Genomic DNA, 24,987 nt, shown 5'->3' with positions numbered 1-24,987 from the left:
GCCTCCCCTCGTACGCGCGCTCCTCCACTTAACTAACTATTGCGACGACAAATTCTACACTCTAATAACTATTGACTCGTGAAATATTGAGGACGATACTGATTCTATAAGGTTAAGAAGCGGCAGATCATGGAGCTGGCCGCCCGGAGGATCGGACAATCCGGTGAGTACGACATTCGAACCCGCAATGCGGTGGGAACGACGATCAACTATCGCGGCCGACGACGGAGTTCCGCTCGTGACCCGCGAGTACGGCCCCGAAGCGGCACCCTTGACCGTGATCTTTGCGCACGGTCACTGTCTCGACATGCAATCGTGGGAGCTGCAACGCGCCTTCCTTCAGAGCACCTTCGGGTCAGAGATCCGACTGGTCTTCTACGACCAGCGCGGCCATGGCGAGTCCGGGCCCGCAGCGCCCGACACGATGACGATCGAGCAACTCGGCCAGGATCTCGACTCCGTCATTCGTGCGGTCGGGGGCAATGCACCGATTGCATTGGTAGGGCACTCCATGGGCGGGATGAGCATCCTCAGCTGGGCCCGTCAGCACCCGGAAAAGATCGGGTTCCCCGTGGTCGCCGCAGGCCTCATCGCGACCGCCGCATGCGAGCTCACCGGGTCCGGTATCGCTCGTAGCCTGAGCAATCCGCTGGTACTCGCGGCCACGACCGTTGCCCGGCACGCTCCTTGGATTCTGGGCGCCGGACGTGTCGTCGCCGGGAAAGCGTGCGAACACGTAGTTCGGCACGCAGCCTACGGTTGGGCCCCGATCCACCCGCGCCTGGTTACCTGCGCCAACACGTTGATCAACGACACCGCATCCGCGACCATCCTGGGGTTTCTTCCTGCTTTCACGCATCTCGACGAAACAGCAGGAGTGAATGCGCTCGCACGGATCCCGGCGATGGTGCTGTGTGGGTCAGGGGACCTGATGACGCCATATGCGCATTCGCAGAACATTGCGGACCAGCTACCGCTGTCGGAACTGGTGCCTGTCCCAGACGCCGGACACATGGTGATCCGAGAGCGACCAGCCGTCGTGTCCGAGGCCATCGTCAGACTGCTCACGCGCGTTCGGGTCGCGCGGGAGCCGTATGCGCCCGCCGATCTCGAGCCCGCTTCCGTCGGGGCCTGAGGTCTGGACGGACTCGGGGAGCTGCCGGTAGACCTGGGTGCATTTCGCACGAATCGACGTGCCAGGCCCGGCGCCACGACCGGCGAGCTGGCCAACGGGGGGCGTGGGCGGTTCGGGGGTAGCTTCGAGTACGGAAATCTTGCTCTGGTGTATTTTTTAGCCGTGAACTTCTTTCTCGTCGTAGACTGCAACCATGCGGCTGCGAGAATCACATGACTGCTGAGGTTTCGACGGCGGGTTCGGACTCGATCGGCGACGACGGTGTCGATCGGGTTGAGCAGGCATGGGCGCGTGAGCGCCCGGACATCGACGTCAGCTCCGTGGGAATCGTGACCAGGATCTGGCGCATTGCACGGCATTTGGAGCGTGAACGCGTCGAGCGTCTGGCCGAGCTCGGCACCGACAGGGTCACGCTCGATGTCCTCGCAATGCTGCGGCGTGCCGGCAAGCCGTATCGGATGACGGCTGGGCGCCTTTCCGAGGCGGCGCTGATTACTCCCGGGGGGATCTCGAACCGGCTGGACAAGCTCGAGCGCAGCGGACTGGTCAAGCGGAGCTTCCACCCAAAGGACCGTCGTCGGGTAGATGTGCAATTGACGAGGAAGGGTGTCAAGCTCGTCGATGAGGTCGTCTCCGACATCATGGATCACGAGTCTCGGCTCTTGGAGATCCTGGCGGGCGACGATCAAGCGGAACTTCGGCGGCTCCTCAAGATCCTCCTGGCTCAGTTCGAGGATCCTGCGGTGGGGCTGGAGACCGACTGAGCCGAATCCGCGGGGCCTGAGCCGAGCACGGTTCGGCGCAGCACGTCCCCCATGATGCCGACGGCCAGAGCTCGGTCGTGAAAGTCCCGCAGATCCGATTGAGGGTTGCACCGGAGATAGTCGTCGCGCAGTCGCCATGGATACAGGGCCACCCCTCACTATGCCGGAGGTGAAGTTCGCCAGACGGCGCGATCGATTGAGCTCATGGCCTCGCTCCATGCGGTACCGACCTGCAGGTGATGGCCTACGACGCCTTTCACGGAACACGCGGGACGCTCAGTGCCGGGTGTGAAAGCGGTCGACTCCGGCAGGTACCCACCACCAGGCGAGTCAGTTCTTCGTCCGGGCCGGTGTAGTAGATACCACCGGTACGAGTCGCGGCGATCCGGCATTCGAGTCGCTCGATCTCACGCGGGATCGTGAAATGCTAATCCTTCAGCTCTGTCAGGTCCGATCGGAGAGGTCCTGCATCCACCGTTGCGCTGCGTCGGTGCCACGCAGGGTCCGCCGTGCGTTGTTGTTCGGCCGCGATGGACGCCACGGTCGCCCTCCCCCACTCGTAGGTCTCTTGCAGGTCGATGCCGGCCCGATGAACCTTCGCGACCTCAGTCGGTAGATGTCCTTGCCGACACTGTCTTTTGTGTGTCCCGCGGTGGCATCTGTCGCAAAACGTCGCCGTACCCCCGTGCGGGGCGCATCCAGTCGGCGTACCGTCCGGTGAATAGTCGGTCACCTGGTCATCAAAAGCCGTGTACCCCGATGCGGGTCGCCTCCACCGGGTCGAGTTCGCAGCACGCGATCAGGTAGTTCTCTGCGATCCGCTCGACGAGTGTGGGAGTCCGGGCGGGGGGTGGGCCCTTGCGGGGTTTCAATGGTGTCCGAGCTGGACTGTTCTGGCGAGTCAGGCATCGGTCACGGTGCGGCCACGACCGCAGCGTCGAGCCGTGGGAACGCGTCGGTTTCGATGTCCCCGTGCACGTGTGCGGGGGCCAGTCCGTGCTTGGTGTAGCGATCGATATAGGTCGCAACCGTTTCCGCGGCGGACGAATGGGTCGGGTGCCGGCGTAGATGCAGCTCGACCACGCCGAGCAGGAGCTGTGCGGCGTCCCGGAGTACCGGGTCGTTGAGTCCGTCACGCGCGGCCGTCACCCAGAGGTCCTGCGTATCCGGGAGCAGGTCGACCAGTTCCGCGGCAACTCGATCTTCAATTGCGGTCGAGGCGACGAGGACCGCGGCGGAGCGGCAATCCGGCTCCAACGCATCGATCATCCGGAACTCCAGCCAGCCGCGAGGCCGAATCGGTGGAAACAGTGTCGTCAGGTGGTAGCGCAGATCGTCCTCGGTCGGCCAGCCTGCCGGGTGCCCCGTTGTCATCCAGTCGGCGAAGGTCAACCCGGGCGGAACGCTCGTGCCCAGCTCGCCTCCGCGAATGAAGAATACATCTGCCGCGAGAGCATATTGCGCCCAATCCGTTCCGGGTTGATCACTCACCGGGACCGGTGCCGTTCGCCCGGGGTCGATCCCATTCCAGATCGCCTGCCGTACCGATTGCCAGCGCTGCCCATCGGGACCGATCCCGGGAGAATTCGCGAAGGCCGCGACGAGAACCGGGCCCATCCTATTCGCCAGTTCCCAGCGCACGTTCCGGCCGTCGGGATGGTGGCTGATGTTGATCTGCACCGATGCGGTGTTCGTCATCATCCATGTCCCTTCCCGGCCGCGGTGCGCGTAGAAGCTCTCCATCGCCCGGTACCGGGGCAGGTCCAGGATCCGGTGCGGGGGACGGCGGTCGTCCACTGCGAGGTCGGTCGGAATCAACCCGTGTGCTCGTAGCCGATGGTGGAGAATCACGGCGTCTTCGTTGATTGCGCGTAGCGTGGCCGGCCCCGATTCGAGCGGCGGACCAGACAGTTCGACCTGCCCGCCTGGCTCGATCGTGATGCGGCTGCCGTTCGGCAGCGGACGGTTCATGATCGGCAGGAAGTCGGCGGATTCGGGGCGTGAGAGGCTGCCTCGCTTGTGCACTGGCCATTCAATCTCGACGCCGACGAGGTCGGCGCCACCGGGTTCGAATGCTTCGCGTGCGACCGCGTATGCCTTCTGGATCGTCAATGTTGGGCGAGAACTGGTCATGTCACCAGGTCCTTTCGTCGTCGATACTATAGCTGAGAAACATTTCACATCGAAACAATTGACGAGCAAGAGATATCTCCATATTATGGAGTGAAGCACATCACAACAAGCCCCAGTTTGTGTCGCTCGACACTTCGCAAAACTGTCTTCTACCAGGTGAAAGGTGCCCTTCATGAGCGGCCCCATGACCGGAATCAAGATCGTCGACCTGTGCTCGATGATGTCGGGCCCCTGGGCCACGGACATCCTCGGCGACCAGGGCGCGGACGTCATCAAGGTGGAGGTGCCCGGCAAGGGCGATCACGTCCGTTCCCTGCCCAATCGTTCCGGCGACATGTCGGCGATGTTCGTCAACGTCAACAGGTCGAAGCGGTCCCTGACCCTGGACCTCAAGACCCCGGAAGGCGTTGCGGTACTGAAGAAGTTGGTCTCCACCGCCGATGTCGTGGTGCAGAACTTCCGGCCCGGGGTCGTCGAGCGACTCGGCATCGGATACGACGACCTCGCCCCACTCAACTCGAAACTCATCTATCTCTCGATGAGTGGCTTCGGCGAGCGTGGACCGGCCTCCGGCCAGCGGGTCTACGATTCGCTGATCCAGGCCCTGACCGGCCTGACCACCGTGCAGGCCGGATCCGACGAGGAACGGCCCCGCCTGATCCGCACCATCCTCCCCGACAAGCTGACTGCAGTCGTTGCAGCGCAGGCCCTTTCGGCGGCACTGTTCGCCCGGGAACGCACCGAGGAGGGACAACACATTCGCCTGTCGATGCTCGAGGCGGTGCTCTCGTTCCTGTGGGCATCGGACATGGGCGCCTACACATTCCCGGACCAGCCCGTCCCGCTGGAGAAGGGCGGCAGCTTCATCGACTTGATCTACCAGACCGCGGACGGTTACATCACCGTCGCCACCAACAGCAACGGCGAATGGCAGAGCATGTGCAAGGCACTCGGTCACCCCGAGTGGATCGAGGACGAGCGCTTCTCCACCCCGGTGGGTCGGTCGAAGCACATCAACGAGCGTTTGGAACTCATCCAATCTGTGCTGCTGGACAAGAGCTCTGCCGAGTGGTTGGCGCTGCTCGACGAGTTCGACGTACCGGCCGCACCGATCCTCACACGGGCCGAGGTCATCGAACACCCGCAGATCAAGGCCTCCGAGATCATCGTCGAATCCGAACACCCCGCAGCCGGGCGTCTGCGGCAGGCACGAGTGGCGGCCCGGTTCCTGGGCACCGTCCCCGATGCCCCCAAGGGCGCACCGCTACTCGGGCAGCACAACGCCGAGATCCTCGCGGAAATCGGCTACAGCAACGACGAAATCGCTTCGCTCGCTGCACAGAACATCATCGGAACCGAGCAGGACGCCACCGCCGGCGCCCTAGCCTGAAGGGAAGTGCTGGACAGTGTCCACAGTATTGGTCGTCGGTGCCGACAAGGGCATCGCACACTCGATCGTCCGCCAGTTGCACGAGCGCGGCGATAACGTCATCGCCGCCTGCCTGTTCGACGGCGCCGACCTCACCGCCGACGGCATCACCGTCGAGCCGAACGTCGATGTCACATCGCAGGAATCGGTCGAGGCGCTCGCTTCACGGCTCGCTGCAGCGGGTACCAAACTGGACGCCCTGGTCCATGTTGCCGGGGTCATGTGGCTCGACGAATTGGGAACGATCGACTACGACCTGGTCCGCAAACAGATCGAGATCAACACCCTCGGACCGCTGCGGACCGTGGAGGCACTGCGGTCGCTCCTGCAGCCCGGCGCGAAGGTCGGCATCGTCACCAGCCGGGTCGGATCCCTCGGAGACAACACCTCCGGTGGCATGTACAGCTACCGGATTTCCAAGGCCGCCGCCAACATGGCCGGCTTGAATCTGCACCACGACCTGTCCAAGAACGGGGTCAGCGTGCTCATGCTCCATCCGGGCATGGTCGCCACCGACCTGACCAAGGACTTCCCCGGCGAGCACACCTACATCACCCCGGAACAGGCCGCCGCCGGACTGATCAAGAACATCGACAACCTCACCCCCGAGAACTCGGGCCGGTTCCAGCACTCGGACGGAACCTTCCTGCAGTGGTGAGCAACGGCTCGCACCCTGTTCGCCAGTGAATCTCCATCCCATCGAGACAGAAGGACGTCACACACGATGATCACCGTCTACGGATATGTTCCCGCCTGGGGGATCCCGGACATCAGCCCGTACGTCACGAAGGTAGTCAACTACCTGAAGTTCACGGGTGTCGAGTTCGAGCACAAGACGCAGGACCTGGCGACCCTGGACGAGGACTCGCCCCACGGCAAGCTGCCGTACATCGTCGACAGCGACGGAACCAAGGTCGGTGACTCCAACACGATCATCGCCTACCTGAAGGACAAGTACGGCGACAAGCTCGATGCGGATCTGAGCAAGCAGGAGCGTGCCCTGGCGCTCGCGTTCAACCGGTTGATCGAGGAGCACTTGTACTGGAGCGGCATCATCCAGCCGCGCTGGCGTGAGGACAGCGGGTGGGAGACCTACATCCCGTACATCGTTCAGGGCGCCGAGGTGACCCCGGAGATGCGCGAAGGCCTGGACGGGTTCCGGGGCCGGATCCTCACCGAGTTCGACGGCCAGGGTATGGGCCGGCGTAGCGCGGAGGTCGTCGTCGAGTTCTTCCGGGCGGATATCGATGCCCTGTCCGACTTCATGGCCGACAAGGACTTTTTCCTCGGCGACAAGTTGCATTCGATCGACGCCTCGGTGTACTCGACGCTGCGGCACATCGCCGACCAGCCGCAGCAGTGGCTCGGATCCGGATATGTCCAGTCCAAAGCGAACCTCGTGGACTACATGGACCGCATCCGCAAGCAGTACGACATCTAACTCGCCGGTAATCGACTGTCTTGGAGCATCGTTCGATGATTGATCTCTACTACTACACAAGCCCCAACGTGCGGAAGGTGCTCATCGCGCTGGAGGAATTGGGACTTGACTACCAGATCGTCTGGACCGACATCAGTGAGGGCGATCAGTTCGAATCGGAGTACGTCGAGATCAATCCCAACAGCAAAGTGCCGGCCATCGTGGATCACGATGGCCCCGGTGGCCGGCGCTTGGCGATCTTCGAATCCGGTGCCATCCTGCTCTACCTGGCGGAGAAGACTGGTCGCCTGCTCCCCGAGGATCCGATCGCCCGCCAAGAAGTGTTGTGCTGGCTGTTCTGGCAGGTGGCCAACCAGGGACCGATGGCCGGACAAGCCGCCCACTTCGTCTCGCATGCCCCGAAGCAGGGAATCGACAACCCGTACGCCCGAAACCGCTACGCGGGCGAGGTGGCCCGCCTCTACCGCGTCATGGATGACCGGCTCGCTGATCGCGAGTACCTCGCCGGCGAGTACTCGATCGCGGACATCGCGGCATTCCCGTGGACTCGGGTGGCCGCCGGGCACGGGGTCGATGTCGCCGACTACCCCAACGTCAAAGCGTGGGCCAACCGTATTTCTGCCCGACCCGCCGCCAAGGTCCGGATCTCCGACCCGCGCGAGGAGAAGGCCCGAAACCACGTCTACAGCGCGGAACAGTTCAAGACCCTCTTCCGCCCGGAAGGAAGTCAACCATGAGTATCGCCGCAGATTCTCTGTCCAACATCACCCCACCTGGGCTGACCATCGACGGAGAGATCACGACCACCGCAGCGGTGATCCCTGTGATCAACCCCGCCACCGAGTCGGCCTTCATCGAGGTTCCGGACGCCGGAGTCGAGCACCTGGACGCCGCGGTCTCTGCCGCTCGGCGCGCCGCCAAGAACTGGGCTACGCACGACCTCCCCTTCCGGCAAGGCATCGTCCTTCGCCTGGTCGACCACGTGCGTGCCAACATCGACGAACTGGCCCGTCTGGTGACCCTCGAACAGGGAAAGCCGTTGGCGAAGGCCGCCGGCGAGATCGAATCGGGTCTGCGTGGTCTCGAGCGGTATGCGAGCTGGGACATTCCTGTCGAGGTCATCCGGGACAACGACGACGAGCTGATCGAGGTGCACCGCGCACCGGTCGGTGTCGTCGGGGGGATCACCGCCTGGAACTATCCCCTCCTGCTGGCGCTGTGGAAGATCGGCCCCGCCCTGATCACCGGCAACCCGATCATCGTCAAACCCTCACCCCTGACCCCGGTGGCCACCTTGCGCCTGGGTGAGCTCGCGCAGCAGATCCTCCCTCCGGGTGTGTTGCAGGTGCTCAGTGGCGGCGACGATCTCGGTCGGGCGATGACGGCTCACACCGGGATCGACAAGATCACGTTCACCGGGTCCGAACGCGCGGGGAAGTCGATCATGGCGGGCGCCGGCGCGACCCTCAAGCGTCTGACCCTCGAACTCGGTGGCAACGATCCCGGCATCGTCCTCGACGACGTCGACGTGGCGTCGATCGCGGCGGATCTGTACTGGGGCGCCCTGTCGAACTGTGGTCAGGTCTGCGCGGGCCTCAAGCGCCTCTACGTGCCCCAGCACCTCGCCCCCGCGATCGAAGAAGCTCTGGCCGAGGTCGCCAAGGGGGTGAAGGTGGGCAACGGGCTCGACGAGGGCGTCGACATGGGCCCGGTCCAGAACGCCGCCCAGTTCACCAAGGTGCGTGGCTATGTCGATGATGCGGCCCACCGCGGCGCCGACGTGTACTTCCGCGGTGAGGTGCCCGAGGGCCCCGGCTACTTCCACCCGGTCACCCTTGTCCGCGGTGTCGACGGCTCCGTGCCCCTGGTTCGGGAGGAACAGTTCGGCCCGGTCCTGCCGATCCTGACCTACACCGACATCGATGATGTGATCGCGCGGGCCAACGACTCCGAACTCGCGCTCGGCGCCTCGGTGTGGTCCTCCGACGAACAGCGAGCGACCGAGGTCGCCGAACGGGTCGAGGCGGGCACGGTCTGGGTCAACCAGCACCCGATGCTCTCCTCCGATGTTCCGTTCGGAGGCGTAAAGCAGTCCGGGCTCGGAGTCGAACAGTCCATCCACGGTGTCCTCGAGTACACCAACTACAGAGTGCTGCGGGTCAAACGATGACCGCTGAACCGAACCATCCAGAAGACCACCGCCCATACCGTCACAATGGAAGGCGCACAATATGTTACTGAACCGGGACGATTGGTACGACATCTCGCGAGACCTCGACTGGGAACTGAGCTACGTCGATCCGGCGGTGGCGTTCCCGACGAGTTGGAGCGGTGCGGGAGACGTACCAAAGGACGCCTGGGACAAGTGGGACGAACCGTTCCGGGTGTCGTACCGCGACTACGTCCGTATCCAGCGTGAGAAGGAGTCGGGCGTCAAGGCCGTCAGCAGCGCCCTGGTGCGTTCCGGCACCTACGAAAAGCTCGATCCCGCGCACGTCGCCGCATCGCATCTGCACATGGGCACCACGTGCATGGTCGAGCACATGGCAGTGACCATGCAGAGCCGATTCTGCCGGTTCGCTCCGACCCCGCGCTGGCGCAATCTCGGGGTCTTCGGGATGCTCGACGAAACCCGCCACGCCCAGCTCGATCTGCGCTTCTCCCACGATCTGCTCAAGCAGGATCCGCGTTTCGACTGGTCGCAGAAGGCGTTCCACACCAAGGAGTGGGGTGTCCTGGCGGTGAAGAACTTCTTCGACGACGCGATGCTCAACGCCGACTGCGTCGAGGCCGCGCTGGCGACGAGCCTGACCGTCGAACACGGATTCACCAACGTCCAGTTCGTCGCATTGGCCGCCGACGCCATGGCTGCCGGCGACATCAACTGGTCGAACCTGTTGTCCTCCATCCAAACCGATGAGGCACGCCACGCTCAGCAGGGTTTCCCCACCCTGTCCATCCTGATGGAGCACGACCCGGCCCGCGCGCAGAAGGCACTCGATGTCGCCTTCTGGCGGTCCACCCGGCTGTTCCAGACGTTGACCGGGCCGGCGATGGATTACTACACGCCCCTCGATCAGCGGAAGATGAGCTTCAAGGAGTTCATGCTCGAGTGGATCGTCAACCACCACGAACGGATCCTCGAGGACTACGGGCTGAAGAAGCCCTGGTATTGGGACCAGTTCCTGTACTCGCTCGAGAACGGTCATCACGCCATGCACCTGGGGACCTGGTTCTGGCGCCCGACGCTGTTCTGGAAGCCGAATGCCGGCGTTTCGAAGGATGAACGGGACTGGCTGCGGGAGAAGTACCCCACCTGGGAAGAGAACTGGGGTGTGATGTGGGACGAGATCATCAAGAACGTCAACGATGATCGGATCGAGGACACTCTGCCGGACACGTTGCCGGCGCTGTGCAACCTCACCCAGCTCCCGTTGGGATCGGCGTTCTCCCGGCACGATCTCGCCGACCACAGCATGACCTACAAGGGTCGGCTCTACCACTTCGATTCCGAGATCTCCAAGTGGTGCTTCGAGCAGGACCCCGAGCGCTACGCCGGCCACCAGAACTTCATCGACCGCTTCATCGACGGCCAGATTCTCCCGGCCGACCTCGCCGGTGGGCTGCTCTACATGGGTTTGACCCCGGACGTGATGGGAGACGATGTGTACGACTACGCCTGGGCGAAGGACTATCTTCCCTCGAAGCCCGCACCGGCGGAGGAATCCGTTGAACGCGAACCGATCTCGATCTGAGCTCGGACTTCACTCGATCGGCAAGGAGAAGAACTGATATGGCACCGTTTCCCATTACCGGCCGTTTCGTCGGCGATTTCGTCCCAGTCCTCGTGGCCGTGGACACCGACGACACCTGGGATCAGATCGCCCGCAAGGTCGCGGCGCATTCGGTGGGCCGGCGGGTCCCGAAACCCGAGGTGAGCCCGGGATACGACGTGCTCGTGGACGGCACCGTGATGACGTCCGACGCCACCCTCGGCGAGTTACTCGGCACCCGCACGATCCCACCGCTGCAATGGGTCGACGTTCGCTTCCGAGAGCAGGTGGGTTCCAATGGCTGACGAGCCCGGCAACGACTTCGTCGACCTGGTCGCCGAGGACGAACTGTGGGACGACGAGATGGAATCGTTCGACGTCGGAGACGACGAAGTGCTCTTGGTGAAGGTGAACGGTGAGGTCCGCGCATACGACGGAATCTGCCCACACCAGAGCATCTCGCTGGTCGAGGGGGAATTCGAGAACGGTGTCGTCACCTGCCGCGCACACGAGTGGCAGTTCGACGCGCTGACCGGTTCCGGGGTCAATCCCCGAGACACCTGTCTGCACAAGCACGACGTCCGAATCGTGGACGGTGTCATTCAAGTTCGCCTCAAGTCGCCGGCCGCGGCGCATCACTGACCGTAGGAGTTCACACTCATGACCATTGTCGACATGGATGCCTCGGACGAGTCGTCCCCCGACCTTGTGGGTCCGGTCATCCGGGCCGGAAACCTTGCGGAGGCGGTGATCGATGCGATCGAGGAGGACAACCCGGGACAGGACGTGCTGGTGCTCGACCGCGAGGACTACGTCCGCATCCACACACGCGGAGCGTGCCGCCTGACGCAGTCGAGCCTGGAAAAGCACTTCGGACAGAGTTATCAGCTGGCCGCGCTCGAGATCGACATGCCCTCGTTCAAGGGGCGCCTCAAGACTCGCACCGATGAATACGTCTGGTTCTACCAGAACTCCGGACAGGAGAAGTCATGACCAACAAGACACCGCGGTCCCGTTCACGCGGGCTCAAGACCTGGAGTGCGTTCGGCAACCTCGGGCGACGGCCCACCGAGTACGAAGTGCTCACGCACAACATGAACCACACCACCGGGCCCGTGCCACTCGAAATGGGACCGGACGTTCACGGAAACGTGTGGCTGCGCGAGCACCGTGACTCGATGAAATTGACGGTCGCCGACTGGGATGCCTTCAGGGATCCCGATACCGTCACCTACGGCAGTTATGTTGCCGACCAAGACGATCAGGAGACGTACGTCGAGGGTTTGATCGCCCAGTTCGACGGCGAAGGCTCCGACGAGACGCTTTCCGATGAGGCACTGACCCTGCTGGTGCGGGCCCTGACCCCGACGCGGTACGTCGCGCACAGCCAGCAGATGCTGTCCGCCTACGTTCAGCAGCTCGCGATCAGCAGCTATGTCGCCAACTGTGCCGCTTTCCAGACCGCGGACCAGCTCCGCCGGGTGCAGCTCACCGCGTACCGCACCACCCAACTGCAGCTGACGCATCCCGAACGCGGCTTCGGCACCGCGGAGAAGGAATTCTGGACCGAGCGCCCCGACTGGCAGCCGATTCGGGCCGCATTCGAATGGGCCCTGGTGGAATTCGATTGGGACCGAGCATTCGTCGCGACCAATCTGGTGACCAAGGCCATTGCGGATCAGCTCTTCCTCGTCCAGCTCCGGCGTCAAACCGCCCGGGTCGGGGCGCGATTGGACTCGCTGATTCTGGAGAACCTCTGGCGTGACAGCTTGCGGAGTCAGCGCTGGTCGGCGGCCTTGGTCGAATTCCTCGTCACCGCCGATCCCGGCAATCTGGATGTGCTTCAGGGTCATTTGAGTGAATGGTCCGCACGCGGGAACGAGATGATCGGGGCCGGTGCCCGGATCGTCGCGTCACCGAGTGGGGCGTCCGCGGACGAGATTGCTTCCGCTGTCCGCCAGGACTGGCACTCGTTCCTCGACTCCGTCGGTCTGCGGGCCGAATCCGATTGAGATCTGAGACCATGACTGTCACAGTGAACTTCAGTGGGTACGAGGGACCGGTGACGTGCGGGCCCGAAGAGACACTTCTTCGGGCCGGCCTCCGGGCCGGACTGGCCCTGCCCTACGAATGCGCCAGCGGTGGATGCGGCAGTTGCCGCGCGCAACTCGTGGACGGGGAGGTCAAGAACCTCTGGCCCGACGCCGCTGGGCTCTCCGAACGTGATCGCCGACGCGGCAATCGGATCCTGATGTGCCAATCGATTCCCACGGCCAACTGCACAGTCAAGGCACCGATACTCGACGGGCCGACGGTGAGTCGAGAGGCAGTGCCCGAGCGTGTGACTTCCCGACTCCTGGGCCGCGAAGCGCTGACCCCCGATACCGCTCTGTTCACCCTCGACTTCAGCTCACCCATCGACTTCCTGCCGGGGCAGTTCATGCTGCTGGAATCACCGGACGGGGTTCGGCGGGCCTACTCGATGGCGCACCCCGCCGACGGTGCCGGCTCCACCACCGTGGAATTCATCATCCGCGCCAAGCCCGGCGGCGCGGCATCGAGTTGGCTCTTCGAAAAGGTCCAGGTGGGCGAGGAAATCCTGGTCGAAGGACCCTATGGGCGTGCATACGCACAACCGGGGTCCGAGCGTCCGGCGGTGTGTATTGCGGGCGGCACCGGGCTGGCACCGATCCTCGCGATCACCGAGGAACTTCTCGTCGAGAACCGGGCGCGGCGGGTAGACCTGTACATCGGTGCGCGTATGGCCGGGGACATCGTTCTTCTCGATCGGCTCGCCCGCTTGAACGAATTGGGTGCCCGTGTCGCCGTCTCGGTCGAAGATCCCGACCTCGCCGGCAATGAGCCATCGGGTTGGGACGTGTTTGACGATTCCCGGGTAGGGCGGGTGATCGACCACGTCGCCGAAGACTGGACCGATCTCAGTGAGCACGACATCTATCTCGCCGGCCCTGCCGGAATGGTCGACGCGGCGTTGCGAGCGCTGGTGCGCGAGCGTGGGGCCTCCGCGGACCGGCTGTTCTTCGACCGTTTCATCGCCTGAACGCAGTCCCCCTCTCGAACTCGGAAGGATCCATCATGTTGCTGGAAACCATCGAACTACCGACCGATGAGCACTACGCACGTAACCTCATCGACGGAAGGTGGGTGTTTCCGGCTGCGCCTTACGAGTACGAGATCCGGAACCCCTCCGACAGCACGATCACCGCGGTTGTGCCCCTCTCGTCGCGATTCGACGTCGATCGGGCGATTTCGGCCGCCGGTGACGCGCTGTCGGGGCCGTGGTCCGAGCTACACACCCGGGACCAGCTGTTGGCTCTGTTGCTGCACCGGCTCGCCGAGGCGGCACCCGAGCTGGCACGCCTGCAGTCGACCGAGACAGGTCTCGGATACGCCGATTCGCTCGCCGGTATCGAATCGACATTGAGGATCGCTCGCGCGATCCTCACCCGGGAGGTCCTGCACCCACGGCCCACACCCGCAGGCATCTCCGGGCACGTCCTGTCGTGGGGGGCACCGTTCTCGGAGATGCTCCTGAATGTTTTCCCGGCACTGGCCGCCGGAAACACCGTTGTGATCAAGCCGTCGCTGCGCGGCCCCTTGTCACCGGTGGCGGTCGCGTTCATCGCGGACCGGCTCGGATTTCCGGCCGGCGTTCTCAATATCGTGCAGGGCACCGGCGTCGACGTCGGCGCCGCCCTCATCAGTAGTACCGCACTCGGGACGCTGCACGTGCGGGCGAACGAGTCCACCGTGAGCCGGGCCAGCCGAGCTGAACGCCGGACACAGGTGCCCCTGCGGACCCTGACCGGTGGCGGCAACGCCGCGATCGTCTACCCCGGCCTCGCGAATGACAAATTCGCGGCGATGGCCTCCGCCATCGCGGAAGCCGTTCGGGTGCACAACGCGGGCGGACCATTCGGTCTGCACACCGTCGCGGTGCACCGGGACGTCGCCAAGAATGCCATCGCCGCGGTTCTCGGCCAGCTGACCCGCTTCAACAATCGTGCCGCTCCCCTGCCCAGCGAACCCATCCGGCGGCGGGCCTTCGACCGGATCGACGAGTTGGACGCCGGCGGCGGGCGGGTACTGCTGGGGGGAACGATTCCCGATGACATCAGGCATCGAATGGGGTGGCGGCTGCCCACCACGGTCGTCGATCTCGGCGACGCGACGTCGAAGGCTGCGGCAAAGGCGCTGGCCCACTCCCGTGAACCACTGGGACCCGTGCTCACCATCGTCCATTGGGACACCCTCGCCGACCTCGACAGGGTATTCGACGCTCGGCGCCATCGTGACGGCTACGCATCGATCTGGGGGGACGACTCCGCCGACGATCGCACCCGGTTCGGTGTCGCCGCCCGCGAACAGGGACCGCAAAGCGCCATGTACAGCGGCCTGGTACCGGCCGCATGGACCGGGGAATCGGCGCATCGCACTACCGGCGAGGTGGCGTCATGAGCGGGCCACCGGTGCTCGACGACCCGCAGGCCCGGTCCGGACTTCGGTTGGACTTCGTGTTCATCACCGATCCCCTTGCCGGACTGGCACCCGCGCACGACACCACCATCGCCTTGATGGAGGAAGCGCAGTTGGCCGGCCACCGCGTGTTGACCACGACGATCGGCGAGCTCGGCATCGATCGAGGGCGCGCATTCGCCCGTTGCCGGGAGGTGACGTTACGGCCTGCGGTCTTGAGCGAAGACAAGTGGATCGCCGACACCGACTGGTACACCAGTGGCGCATCCCGCCGCCGCCCTCTCGACGAGGTATCGGCGATCTTCATGCGGACCGACCCTCCGGTCGACAGCAACTACCTTCGTGCCACCTTCATCCTCGACTTGGTCGATCCCACCACGACGCTGCTGATCAATTCCCCTGCCGGGCTCCGCGACGCGAACGAGAAGTTGTTCGCCCTGCGGATGCCCGAACTGGGCCCCCCCACCCTCGTCTCCGCGGACAGAGACGAAATAGTCGAAGCCGTGCATTCCTGGGGCACCGCAGTTCTCAAACCCACCGACGGCATGGCCGGCCGTGGCATCATGCTCCTGCGACCGCATGACCCGAACCTGCACTCGATACTCGACACCGCCACCGTCCGCGGTGACCAGCACGTGGTCGTCCAGCAGTACATTCCGGAGGCGGAGACAGCGGGAGACCGTCGCGTGATCGTCCTCGACGGTCAGCCGATCGGATCCGTCCGCCGCCTCGTCGAGACCGGCGGCGCCGGCGATGAATTCCGGTGCAACATGGCCACCGGTGCACGCGTCGTGGCCGACACCGTGACCGCCCGCGATCGTGAAATCTGCACCACCCTCGGACCCGAGCTCGTCAGGCGCGGGCTCGTGTTCGTCGGAATCGACATCATCGGAGACAGGCTCACCGAAGTGAATGTCACCAGCCCCACAGGAATCCGCGAGATCGATGCGCTCAGCGGAACCCACCTGGCAGCCGACACGATCGAATGGGCGGTTGCCCGGTGCACAACCATGACGGAGATGCGATGAGCACGGCGGTCCCACCGAAACAGCGCGAGCAGATCGTCGTCATCGGCGCCGACGCCGCGGGTATGAGCGCGGCCCATCAGGCGCTGCGCAGCGCGAAAGCCGCGGGACGCGACGTCGATGTGATCGCGCTCGAAAAGACCTCCGACACCTCGTATTCTGCCTGCGGCATCCCGTACCTGGTGTCCGGGACGGTCGGCACGACCGACGAATTGAGCGCTCGCACGCCCGAGAAGCATCGGGCGATGGGGGTGGACCTCCGGATGAACGTCACCGCAACACAGATCGACCTCGATACTCGCACGGTCACCTACGCCCACAACGCCGGAGGTGAGGAGGAAGTTGTTCGATTCGACAAGCTTGTCCTCGCCACCGGTGCCCATCCGATCATCCCGGAGTGGGCGGTGACCGACGGCGGTGACCTGGTGGGAGGTGTGCACCCGGTCAAGGATCTCGATCATGCCCGGCATTGGCTCGATCTCGTCTCCCGCCGGGCACGCGGCGGAATAGCCATCGGCCGCCGCGCGGTGGTGGTGGGCGGCGGGTACATCGGCGTCGAAATGGCCGAAGCGATGGTCCAACGCGGATTCAGCACCACCCTCCTGACGCGCAGTGCTGTGATGAGCAGCCTCGACAGCGAGATGAGTGAGAGGGTCCGCGAAACCGTCCAAGCCGGCGGAGTCGACGTCGTCACGAACACCACGGTCGCCGATATCGACATCGACAGCGTCGACGGCCACGTTCGGTCGGTCACCGGCAGCAACGGACAGGTCTACCCCACCGACGTCGTCGTCCTCGGACTCGGTGTGCACCCGGCCACCGAACTCGGCGTGGCCGCCGGATTGCCCATCGGCGAACGCGGCGGCTACTTGCCCAACGAGCGGCAAGAGGTCGCCGAGGGCGTATGGGCGGCCGGGGACTGCTGCGAAGTCATCGACCGAATCCGGGGGAAGTACGTCCTCGCGCCCCTCGGCACCCACGCCAACAAGCAGGGTCGTATCTGTGGGTACAACACGGTTGGCGGATCGCACGAGTTCCCTGGTGTTCTGGGCACCGCCATTACCCGGTTCGTGTCCGCCGGCACTCACGTGGAGGTCGCCCGTACCGGCCTCGGCACGCGGGAGGCGACCGAGGCGGGGTACGACGTGGAGTCCCTGGTCACTGTCGGCGGCACGGCGAGCGGATATATGCCGGAGCGATCACCGATCGCCACCAAGATCATCGCCGACCGTCGTACGCGCCGGTTGCTCGGTGTGCAGATCGTGGGCGGGGCGCAGTCAGCCAAGAGGATCGACACTGCCGCCGCGGTGCTGTGGGGCGAGATGAGCGTCGACGACCTTGCCGCGATGGATCTCTCGTATGCCCCACCGTTCGCCACCGTGTGGGAAGCGATTCAGCTCGCCGCCCGCCGATTGTCGGATCGGATGTGACCGCGCCGAACCAGCACCGCTTCGGGACGGAAGGCGCAGTTGTGGACCGTGTGCCTGAGCCGATGCCGATGGAAGACCTGCTCGTCGAACTGAACTGTTGGGCCGGTGGGATCGGGGCCCGGGAGGCGCGGCCGGGGGTGACCGTCTGCCGGTTCGAGGAGCCGGGTCCGTATTCGTGGGAGCCGGCCCATGGCGTCACCTTCGGTCTCGTCGCCCAGGGGCGACTGTCCGTGGACATCGATCGCACCGCGCACGGATGCGGCCCACTCGAGGGAGTCGTCTTCACGGACCGTCTGTGCCCCGCGATCGAAGTAGTCGCGGCCTCCGCCGACCATCCCTTCCTCGCGATGTTTCTGCAGATCGACGCGGCGATCATTCGCCGCATCTCGACGGATGTCTTGGTCAGCGATGCCGCGGCGGTGCCGATGGCCCGGCGTGGCCGTGCGGGTGGCAATCAGTGCAGCGGCACCTTCGGTGTCGATGCGCGACTACTCCACTCCGTTCTCCGGTTCCTTCATGCACTCGATGGCGAGTTGGACGAGCGAGTGCTCGCACCGATCTGTTTGCAGGAGATCGTGTATCGCCTTCTGCAGATCGTCAACTGTCAGGATCCGCTCGAGGTTGCCTCACGCGAGTCCGACGTCGATCCTACGCGGGCGGCGATCGAGTACATCAGGTCTCATCTCACTGAATCGATGAGTGTGAGCGACATCGCGCGGGAGGTTCAGCTTAGTGAGTCGGCGTTTGCGCATACCTTCCGTGCGACGATCGGCGTGAGTCCCTACCAGTTCCTCAAATCCGAGCGGCTGGCCGCTGCTCGACGCATGCTCATCTCCCGTTCCGGCATCAGTGTGAGCGAAGTTGCACGCGCCGTGGGCTATTCGAGCGCGTCCCACTTCATTACAGAGTTCAAGCGCCGGTACGCAGTCACACCCCGCGAATATGCGAACGGGAAGTACTCCTGCGATGCACTGGAGGCCCTCGACCGTCAGGACGGCACCCACGCCAGAACAGCAGAAATAGCGCACTCTCCCGCAGGCAACTGATACGCGAAGGCCGGCGGATATCGTACGGTCGATCTGACGCCGCTACGCATCTCATAGACACAATCTGTGCGGCACTGAATCTCGGTAGACTTCCGAACTAAAACAGTTGCTGCGGAGCCGAACTCAAAGAATGGGGAGATCTAAAATCCGGCGAAGAAGATCGTTCTGGAGGTGGTAGCCATGTCCGATCATTTGCACGAGCAGACACTCCCAGCGCTCGCGGGAGCCTTGAAGATGGACCCGGCGCAGTTCCAGAACTTCCTGTCGCAGAATTGCCCCGACGTGGCCACCGGCGTCGGAGCTCTCAACACCGCACTCCCCCGCTTCCAGGGACTTGTCGGCGGCATCGAAGGGAACGTCGGGAGGTTCCAATTGGCATCCGGTATTCCCACTTCCCATACGGCGACGACCACCCGGACCCTGTGGTTCCTTGTTCCGGGCGCGGCCTCGGTGGCCGCCGGCGTGCTCGGGCTGGCTTTTCGTGAGACCAATCGCCCCCAGCCGAGGCCCCGCGAAAGTTCGCTCGCCGTCCCCTGAAAGGAGGTGCGATCGGCCGGCGGGAGTGGGGGTGAGTGCTCTAGTGCACTCACCCCCACGCCATGCGGTGCCCACGCGGGCGAGGGCTGGGGTGAGTGGTGGAAGTCCGGTCAGCCCTCGACAAGAGATCCCAACCGAGGACCACTCAGACGCCTCACACACCGAGGAATGCGATGCCGGGGTCTCGAATACTGAACGCCCGCTACACCATCGATCCACCGGAGCTCCGGCGAGATCAACGGCCGATTGCTCTGCCGCAGTCGGCTATATGTACTCCTGCGCCAGCTGCACAGCCCAGCCCGGCTCGATCATTCCTGTTCCCACCAGAGTGCGTCGGCCTCTGAATCCTCGTCCTCGCCCAGAGGCCAGCCGCCGAAGGTGGCGCCGGTCAGAGTGAGAATCGCGGTGAAGAACTTCTCCAAGAATGGCACGAAAGTCTGCTCTCTGTCCCCAATGGGATCATGTGAGTTAGTTGCTGCACGGCGCTGCCCCCGCGCCTGCCGCCCCGGTGATTCGCCGAAGCAAGCATGGGCATTGGGACGGACAGGCGGTTACGCCGCGTAATTGGCGGGCGCCAGCATCGGCACCAGAACCGAGTGAACCCCCGTCACACTGAGCATCTGCCGGATCGGGCCGCCTTGGCACAGCTGCGAAGCCAGCATTCGTTCGCGGCACCGCTCGGGATGTGCGGTCCTCGGATCGATCGGGATCCCGATCAGTATTTCCGCTGACGTTGCACTCCGGCTCGCATCTACCAGTAACGATTCCTCGTCGACCGCCCGGATGGGCACGTCGCGTCGGCGGCGTACCGAACCGATGATCACTACGACGTAGTCGTCGCCGTCATGGGTGAAGGTAATCAATCGGCAGTGGCGCCCGGCAACCACGAGTCTGACGTCCAGGCCGCGCTGTAGCAGATCTCCCGCCGTATCACCTTGGACCCGTAGCAGTCCCGACGCTGTCGAGGCTCGATGCCCCGCCCCGATGACGGTTCGCCGTGAGGTCCAGCTGAAAAATTCGTCTGTCGCGTCCATTGGTCGCGCCTCTTCTGTGCATCCGATCGTCCTGCCGGGCCTGCACCCGATCCCAACATTGTGTTGTGGATCACATAATCATAGGAGTGAAAAGATCGCCAGTCAATTATTCACCGTATAAACTTTCTTAGTAGTGAAAGATTTCTCCAGGCAGATGCTAGCCCAGCAGAACTGGCACAGCAATCAGGACGCCCGGTCGGTCGGATGCAATACCGGACCATGCCAACAGACCCCAGGGCGCGCTGCTGCGTCATGCGACTTCCGGTCCGGACCAGTCGACGGGTCGTGAGGTGTGTACGAATGAAAAGACAATCAGAGTTGGTGGCGCCGGCCATCCGCGGGGACGAGCCCGGATCACAATGCCGACTGTGGGATCTGATCCTCTGGTCGGTGATCGTGATCGCAGCGGCGGTAGGTGTTGCGGCGGTGCTCACCGCCCGATGACCAAGCCGCACCGCAGCTACCAGTAGTAGGCCGCATGAGTTCCGGTTTCTCTGCCCGCAGTCCGAAGCCGCGGCTGACCGCCTGGCCCGGTTCACCGGCCGGGCCCGCCGACATGCTGCTGCGCAGGATTCGGCAGCCCCCTGCGCGAGCGCGCGTGGATGCACTCTGCCAACGTTCCAACCAACACAGGATGACGGAGCGCCGCGGCTTCTGACCGCCATGACATCGACATTTTCACAAGCTCAACACAGGCCACAATCAAGATGGACCGAAAGGAACAGCGGTGAACGAGTTCGACACGATCCTGCTCGAGCGTACCGGGCGGGTCGGTACGGTCACACTGAACCGGACCAAGGCGCTCAACGCCCTCAACACTGCGATGCTCGCGGCCGGCGCCGACATCAAGGAGATGCGTCCCCGAACCTACATCGATATGTTCGCCAGCGACTTTCTCGCAGGTTGGGAACGGTTGGCGGCGGTACGTAAGCCGACCATCGCTGCCGTAGCCGGAATGCGCTCGGCGGCGGCTGCGAGGTGGCGATGATGTGCGACTTGGTCATCGCCGCTGATACCCGAGATTCGGCCAGCCCGAGGTCACCTTGGGCGTGATTCCCGGTCGCGTTGGCTCACAGCGCCTTACGCGGGCGATCGGCAAGGCAAGGCCATGGACCTACTACTGACGGGACGCACTATGGACGCGGTGGAGGTCGAGCGCTCCGGACTGGTCAGCCGTATCGTTCCCGCCGAGCAACTGCTCGGCGAGGCGCAGGTATCGCCGAGGCGATCGCATCGATGTCGTTACCGGTCGCGATGCTGGCGAAGGAAGCAGTCAATCATTCCTTCGAGACCACTCTCGGCGAGGGATTGCGCTACGAACGGCGGGCTTTCCATTCGGCGTTCGGACCCGACGATCAGAAGGAAGGCGTGTCCGCGTTCTTCGAGACGCGCGCGCCGACCCTCATCCACCGCTGAGTGCCGACGGGGCCTCTGTCGCGTCCCACCCCGCCCGGCCATTCATCGCGCCACGGCCGGTTTCTCACTCCGCAGAGCATCACCAGGTCCGCGCGCGCCATGCGGGCACAACGATTCTGCTGACTCGTTGCAGATTCCCCGATGATCACGCGGACGGCCACCGCCACCCTGCTCCGCCTCTGTGTAATCAGAAGGACCGTCCCGGTAGGCACCGTTCCGCGACATCACTGCCCGGGGCGGAAACGCCGCTATCACGATGTCCCGCCGCGCTGCCGCGGTCACCACCTGCAAAGGAATGCCAATGACCACCCAACATCATATCGACCACCCCACAGAGGGACTGCTCCGCGAGATCACCGACGAGGAGCGAGCGGACTTCGTTGCCAATGGAGTTACTCGCCTCGAGGCCGTGATCGCTCCGTCGTGGATCGACTACCTCCGGACCGCGGTGGATCGGCTGATGACCGACGTTCACGCCACCTCTCAGAACTACACGTCCCCGGGTCAGCCTCGCTTCTTCTCCCAGGCCTTTCCTCGCTTCGTCGACTCGGCGTTCGACGCCTGGGCTCTGTGCGGACCGACCAAGAACATTGCCCGCCAGATCCATCCTGCAGTGAGGTCGCTGCGGTTCTTCTACGACCAGGTGTTCGCGCAGGAGCCGGGGGCGGTCGAGGGTGCGCCCTTCCACCAGGACTACGCCTATCTGCCTATCGACGGCGATCAGTACTTCCGTATCTGGGTCCCGCTCGACACCGTCACGACCGACAACGGTGCCGTTCACTACCTGAAAGGCTCACACCTCGGTCCGGTCTACCGACCCCGCAGTTTCAGCGGCAATCCTGAGGTTGCTGCCGTTTATCAACGTTCGCCCTACCCTGAACTACCCGATTTCTCCGCCGACTACGACCGCCATGAATGGTTCATCGGTGACGCCGAGCCGGGCGATGCGCTACTGCACCATCCCAAGACCGTCCACGGATCGCCCGCCAACCATTCCAGTCGCCCCCGCCGTGCCGTAACAACGATCTTCACCGGCGACGAAGTCGTCTGGGATCCGAGGCCGGGCACCAGCTTCGACCACATTGCCGACATCGGCGGGTTCTCTGTCCCGCCGATGACCCCCGGCTCCCCGATCGGCGGCGACCTGTTCCCCGTTGTGTGGCAGAACCCGCGCCATGACTGAGAGGTTCCGGCACCACCTGCCGTCTCCCACGAAGCGATAGCTGATCACGTGCCCGGTGGTGGCTCAGCCAACTCCCGACCACATGTGGACCGAGGCATCAAGCCCAGATTCACACCGCCCCGGATACTCCGACTCTCTGCCCGGAGTATCCGAGGTCGTGTCGCTCACCTGTATCGGTGTCGTGTCAGTTTCCGATAACCGGCAGGATCAGCGCGATCCGCAGTTTCTGGTCGATCGTTTGCCCCAGGGCGAGTGATCGGTCCAACAAGGGGGCGAGTGCTTGAACTTTCGCGTCGGCGTCCGCCAGGGTGTGCACGATTTGCCCCGCTGGAACGGCGGCGGCATTTGCCTGATCGGTTGCAGATGCACCCGCGTTGATGATCCCGCCGAGAGGGGCGTCTGCGGATTTCAGGGCGTCACCGAGCGCCTGGAGTTGGGTGCCGAGATCCCCGAGGGTCTGGTCAGCGCGGGTGAGGGAGTCGAGCACCCCGACGACTTCTGGAAGGCCCTGGTTGATGGCGGCGTTCGCCGGAGGCAATTCCATCGCCCCGGACAGTGCGTCGTTGGTGGTCTTGTCCACGGTTTTCGCTTGATTGACACCGTCTTTGAAGATGTCGTTGGTGATGCTCAAGTCTCGTGTGACGATGAGAATGCCGCATAGGAGTGCGATGGTGAATGCCAGGGCAATCGCCCAGGAGAGCCGAAACATGGTGTGTGTTCTGCCTTTCACTCGTTCCGTGTCATTTCCTGACCAGTCCGAGCGTTTAGGGGGTGGGGGTGGTCGCGACGCCGAGAGGGGGGAGGTTCAGGGAATTGACCGGGGGCCCGACTACCGCGAGCAGCGGCCCGAGTTCCTGGATGTGCCGGGCTTCTTCCTCGACGTTCGCGAGGGTCGCGGCGATGGCGGTGGCCTTGGGGCCGAGCGTGCCCAGGGTGCCTTCGATCGTGGTCAGTCCGGTGTTGATGGCCTCGAGTTGCGTGGTGACCGAGCCGACCGCCGTCGACAGTCCCGCCACCGTCGGGCTCGCTTGGTTGGCGCGGTCGGTCACGTTCGCGACCAGGCCCGGCAGGGGCTCCGCGATCGTGCTGACTGTGCCGGTGGAGGCATTGAGTGTCTTGGATTGTCCCGTCAGCTCTCCGGCCTTGGTTGTCAGGCCTTCCAGGTCGTTGGCCAGCGGGTCCAACGCCTGGATGTCGGAGGCCAGCCGGGCGTGTTTGGGAACGAGAATCGAGGTCAATGTGTCGAACTGGCCGGCGGAATCGATGACCTCGAGACTCAGCTGCGACGGTCGTCCCAGGGGGTCGACCACGTCGTCGAGTCCGGGAAGAAACCCGTTGACGGCGCAGAGCAGCACGGCGGGCGCGAGCCCCAGCCCGAGCACTACGCCGAGCCATGCCTTCTTGGTGATCATCAGTTCCCCCCCGGTGCTGGAATTAAGGCTCCCTGTTCGGGAACCAGCGCGAGTTTGTTCGTCGTCCGCGTCAGCTCCGCGTTGAGTGCATTCACAAGATCGATCGCCGTGGTGAGCTCGTTGTTCACATCGCTCACGGTGGTGTTCGCGTCCGCCGAAATTTGATGCAGCGACGCTGCGGAGCCCTGCAACGTGGTGGCGACGGTCTCGAGCTGTCCGGCGATCGCGGTGTCGCCCTGACCGGCGGCGAGCAACGCTCGTGCATCCGGCAGCAAGGCAGCCAGGTGCTCGACGTCGGCGGCAGTTGCGGTATTGAGCTGGGCCAACACCCCCGCCAATTCATCGAGTTGCCTATGGGCCGTCGCCGGGGCGGTGAGATCTGCCCGTTGGGCGAAGTACTCGTTGGTCAGCCGGAAGTTGTCCACGATCGTGCGCGCGCTGTCCTGCACGAGCTGGCCCTTGTGGATGGCCGCCAACACGAGCCCGAACAGGACCACAGCCAGAACCGCGGCGAGGCGGCCCATCCATTCGGTGGCTACGGCGAACCCGCTGGAACTCGGTGTCGCAGTGGTGGATATGTCCAGTCGGTAGGGGAGTAAGCCCTTTCGATATGGCAGCGCCGATGCTGGGATGTCGAGTCGCTGAAGTCCGGCCAGGCCTCGGCGCGGGTACGCCTCGTCCGGTAAGTCGGTGCCCTGCTGCATGTCACGTCCAGTCGAGAGTAGGTACAGA

General features: G+C 64.1%; 26 protein-coding genes and 1 pseudogene. 21 read left to right on the top strand and 6 right to left on the bottom strand.

The window, feature by feature from the left end:
- The first annotated feature begins 163 nt into the window (after positions 1–163).
- Entirely contained in the window at positions 164–1,135 is a 972-nt protein-coding gene (locus CJ177_RS07780) for an alpha/beta fold hydrolase (RefSeq protein ID WP_005241120.1), read from the top strand.
- 212 nt (positions 1,136–1,347) lie between these two features.
- Positions 1,348–1,899, top strand: coding sequence for a MarR family winged helix-turn-helix transcriptional regulator (locus CJ177_RS07775; protein WP_005241111.1), 552 nt, complete (start codon positions 1,348–1,350; stop codon positions 1,897–1,899).
- 912 nt (positions 1,900–2,811) lie between these two features.
- Here CJ177_RS07775 and CJ177_RS07765 read toward each other — a convergent pair.
- Complete coding sequence (locus CJ177_RS07765; RefSeq protein ID WP_257014418.1) at positions 2,812–4,032, bottom strand: glutamate-cysteine ligase family protein; 1,221 nt, start codon at positions 4,030–4,032, stop codon at positions 2,812–2,814.
- Between the two features lie 172 nt (positions 4,033–4,204).
- Between CJ177_RS07765 and CJ177_RS07760 the strand changes: the two genes are divergently transcribed.
- The 16 genes from CJ177_RS07760 to CJ177_RS07685 all read left to right on the top strand — a co-directional run bounded on the left by CJ177_RS07760 (position 4,205) and on the right by CJ177_RS07685 (position 19,210).
- Positions 4,205–5,422, top strand: coding sequence for a CaiB/BaiF CoA-transferase family protein (locus CJ177_RS07760; RefSeq protein WP_257014417.1), 1,218 nt, complete (start codon positions 4,205–4,207; stop codon positions 5,420–5,422).
- Between the two features lie 16 nt (positions 5,423–5,438).
- Complete coding sequence (locus CJ177_RS07755) at positions 5,439–6,119, top strand: SDR family oxidoreductase (RefSeq protein WP_095867516.1); 681 nt, start codon at positions 5,439–5,441, stop codon at positions 6,117–6,119.
- 66 nt (positions 6,120–6,185) lie between these two features.
- Positions 6,186–6,902 (top strand): glutathione S-transferase family protein, encoded by a 717-nt coding sequence (locus CJ177_RS07750; RefSeq protein ID WP_095867515.1) that lies wholly within the window; start codon positions 6,186–6,188, stop codon positions 6,900–6,902.
- Between the two features lie 35 nt (positions 6,903–6,937).
- Positions 6,938–7,639, top strand: a complete 702-nt coding sequence (locus tag CJ177_RS07745) for a glutathione S-transferase family protein (RefSeq protein ID WP_061045199.1) — start codon at positions 6,938–6,940, stop codon at positions 7,637–7,639.
- Between the two features lie 77 nt (positions 7,640–7,716).
- Positions 7,717–9,072: a non-phosphorylative glyceraldehyde 3-phosphate dehydrogenase TadD gene (gene tadD / locus CJ177_RS07740; protein ID WP_143548664.1), complete on the top strand. Its 1,356-nt coding sequence runs from the start codon at positions 7,717–7,719 to the stop codon at positions 9,070–9,072.
- A 61-nt stretch (positions 9,073–9,133) separates the two neighbouring features.
- Positions 9,134–10,657, top strand: coding sequence for an isoprene monooxygenase oxygenase subunit alpha (gene isoA, locus CJ177_RS07735; RefSeq protein WP_061045201.1), 1,524 nt, complete (start codon positions 9,134–9,136; stop codon positions 10,655–10,657).
- A 38-nt stretch (positions 10,658–10,695) separates the two neighbouring features.
- Positions 10,696–10,980 (top strand): isoprene monooxygenase oxygenase subunit gamma, encoded by a 285-nt coding sequence (isoB, locus tag CJ177_RS07730; RefSeq protein WP_005241090.1) that lies wholly within the window; start codon positions 10,696–10,698, stop codon positions 10,978–10,980.
- Complete coding sequence (gene isoC, locus CJ177_RS07725) at positions 10,973–11,317, top strand: isoprene monooxygenase ferredoxin (RefSeq protein ID WP_005241088.1); 345 nt, start codon at positions 10,973–10,975, stop codon at positions 11,315–11,317. Before isoB ends, isoC begins: the two co-directional genes overlap by 8 nt.
- A gap of 18 nt (positions 11,318–11,335) precedes the next feature.
- Positions 11,336–11,668: an isoprene monooxygenase effector protein gene (gene isoD, locus CJ177_RS07720; RefSeq protein WP_025432436.1), complete on the top strand. Its 333-nt coding sequence runs from the start codon at positions 11,336–11,338 to the stop codon at positions 11,666–11,668.
- Entirely contained in the window at positions 11,665–12,687 is a 1,023-nt protein-coding gene (gene isoE, locus CJ177_RS07715) for an isoprene monooxygenase oxygenase subunit beta (RefSeq protein ID WP_005241084.1), read from the top strand. The genes isoD and isoE overlap by 4 nt, the downstream gene beginning before the upstream one ends.
- 11 nt (positions 12,688–12,698) lie before the next feature.
- Positions 12,699–13,736, top strand: a complete 1,038-nt coding sequence (isoF, locus tag CJ177_RS07710) for an isoprene monooxygenase reductase (RefSeq protein WP_025432435.1) — start codon at positions 12,699–12,701, stop codon at positions 13,734–13,736.
- A gap of 35 nt (positions 13,737–13,771) precedes the next feature.
- Positions 13,772–15,154 (top strand): aldehyde dehydrogenase family protein, encoded by a 1,383-nt coding sequence (locus tag CJ177_RS07705; protein ID WP_061045202.1) that lies wholly within the window; start codon positions 13,772–13,774, stop codon positions 15,152–15,154.
- Positions 15,151–16,200 (top strand): glutathione synthase, encoded by a 1,050-nt coding sequence (gene gshB / locus CJ177_RS07700; protein ID WP_095867686.1) that lies wholly within the window; start codon positions 15,151–15,153, stop codon positions 16,198–16,200. Before CJ177_RS07705 ends, gshB begins: the two co-directional genes overlap by 4 nt.
- Positions 16,197–17,627, top strand: coding sequence for an FAD-dependent oxidoreductase (locus CJ177_RS07695; RefSeq protein WP_095867513.1), 1,431 nt, complete (start codon positions 16,197–16,199; stop codon positions 17,625–17,627). The genes gshB and CJ177_RS07695 overlap by 4 nt, the downstream gene beginning before the upstream one ends.
- Before the next feature lie 41 nt (positions 17,628–17,668).
- Entirely contained in the window at positions 17,669–18,673 is a 1,005-nt protein-coding gene (locus CJ177_RS07690; RefSeq protein ID WP_143548646.1) for an AraC family transcriptional regulator, read from the top strand.
- A gap of 180 nt (positions 18,674–18,853) precedes the next feature.
- Positions 18,854–19,210 carry a hypothetical protein gene (locus CJ177_RS07685; RefSeq protein ID WP_061045204.1) on the top strand — a complete coding sequence of 119 codons (357 nt, stop codon included), beginning with the start codon at positions 18,854–18,856 and terminating at the stop codon, positions 19,208–19,210.
- Positions 19,211–19,518: 308 nt separating this feature from the next.
- Here the strand turns inward: CJ177_RS07685 and CJ177_RS48120 are convergent, their stop codons facing one another.
- The gene (locus tag CJ177_RS48120; RefSeq protein WP_257014416.1) at positions 19,519–19,641 is read right to left on the bottom strand and encodes a hypothetical protein; all 123 of its coding nucleotides are present in this window, start codon (positions 19,639–19,641) and stop codon (positions 19,519–19,521) included.
- 120 nt (positions 19,642–19,761) lie between these two features.
- The gene (locus CJ177_RS48115) at positions 19,762–20,244 is read right to left on the bottom strand and encodes a hypothetical protein (protein WP_226955734.1); all 483 of its coding nucleotides are present in this window, start codon (positions 20,242–20,244) and stop codon (positions 19,762–19,764) included.
- A 300-nt stretch (positions 20,245–20,544) separates the two neighbouring features.
- Here CJ177_RS48115 and CJ177_RS47290 point away from each other — a divergent pair, with 300 nt between their 5' ends.
- The 3 genes and pseudogenes from CJ177_RS47290 to CJ177_RS07670 all read left to right on the top strand — a co-directional run bounded on the left by CJ177_RS47290 (position 20,545) and on the right by CJ177_RS07670 (position 22,843).
- Entirely contained in the window at positions 20,545–20,688 is a 144-nt protein-coding gene (locus tag CJ177_RS47290; protein WP_009760382.1) for a hypothetical protein, read from the top strand.
- A 283-nt stretch (positions 20,689–20,971) separates the two neighbouring features.
- Positions 20,972–21,660 (top strand): annotated as a pseudogene (locus CJ177_RS07675) (enoyl-CoA hydratase-related protein).
- Between the two features lie 301 nt (positions 21,661–21,961).
- Positions 21,962–22,843: a phytanoyl-CoA dioxygenase family protein gene (locus CJ177_RS07670; RefSeq protein WP_257014415.1), complete on the top strand. Its 882-nt coding sequence runs from the start codon at positions 21,962–21,964 to the stop codon at positions 22,841–22,843.
- Positions 22,844–23,027: 184 nt separating this feature from the next.
- On the opposite strand, the gene CJ177_RS07665 is transcribed toward CJ177_RS07670, so the two are convergent.
- The 3 genes from CJ177_RS07665 to CJ177_RS07655 are packed head-to-tail and all read right to left on the bottom strand — an operon-like array spanning position 23,028 to position 24,959.
- A complete protein-coding gene (locus CJ177_RS07665; protein ID WP_025432432.1) occupies positions 23,028–23,552 on the bottom strand; it encodes a hypothetical protein in 525 nt (174 codons plus the stop codon).
- 55 nt (positions 23,553–23,607) lie between these two features.
- Positions 23,608–24,255 carry a hypothetical protein gene (locus tag CJ177_RS07660; RefSeq protein ID WP_061696996.1) on the bottom strand — a complete coding sequence of 216 codons (648 nt, stop codon included), beginning with the start codon at positions 24,253–24,255 and terminating at the stop codon, positions 23,608–23,610.
- Positions 24,255–24,959 (bottom strand): hypothetical protein, encoded by a 705-nt coding sequence (locus CJ177_RS07655; RefSeq protein WP_061045206.1) that lies wholly within the window; start codon positions 24,957–24,959, stop codon positions 24,255–24,257. Before CJ177_RS07655 ends, CJ177_RS07660 begins: the two co-directional genes overlap by 1 nt.
- Positions 24,960–24,987: the final 28 nt, after the last annotated feature.

This window comes from Rhodococcus sp. ACPA1 (assembly GCF_002300195.1).
Classification (GTDB): Bacteria; Actinomycetota; Actinomycetes; order Mycobacteriales; family Mycobacteriaceae; genus Rhodococcus_F; species Rhodococcus_F opacus.
Note: the sequence above shows the minus strand (reverse complement) of the source record. Positions and strands in the feature narration are given on the sequence as shown.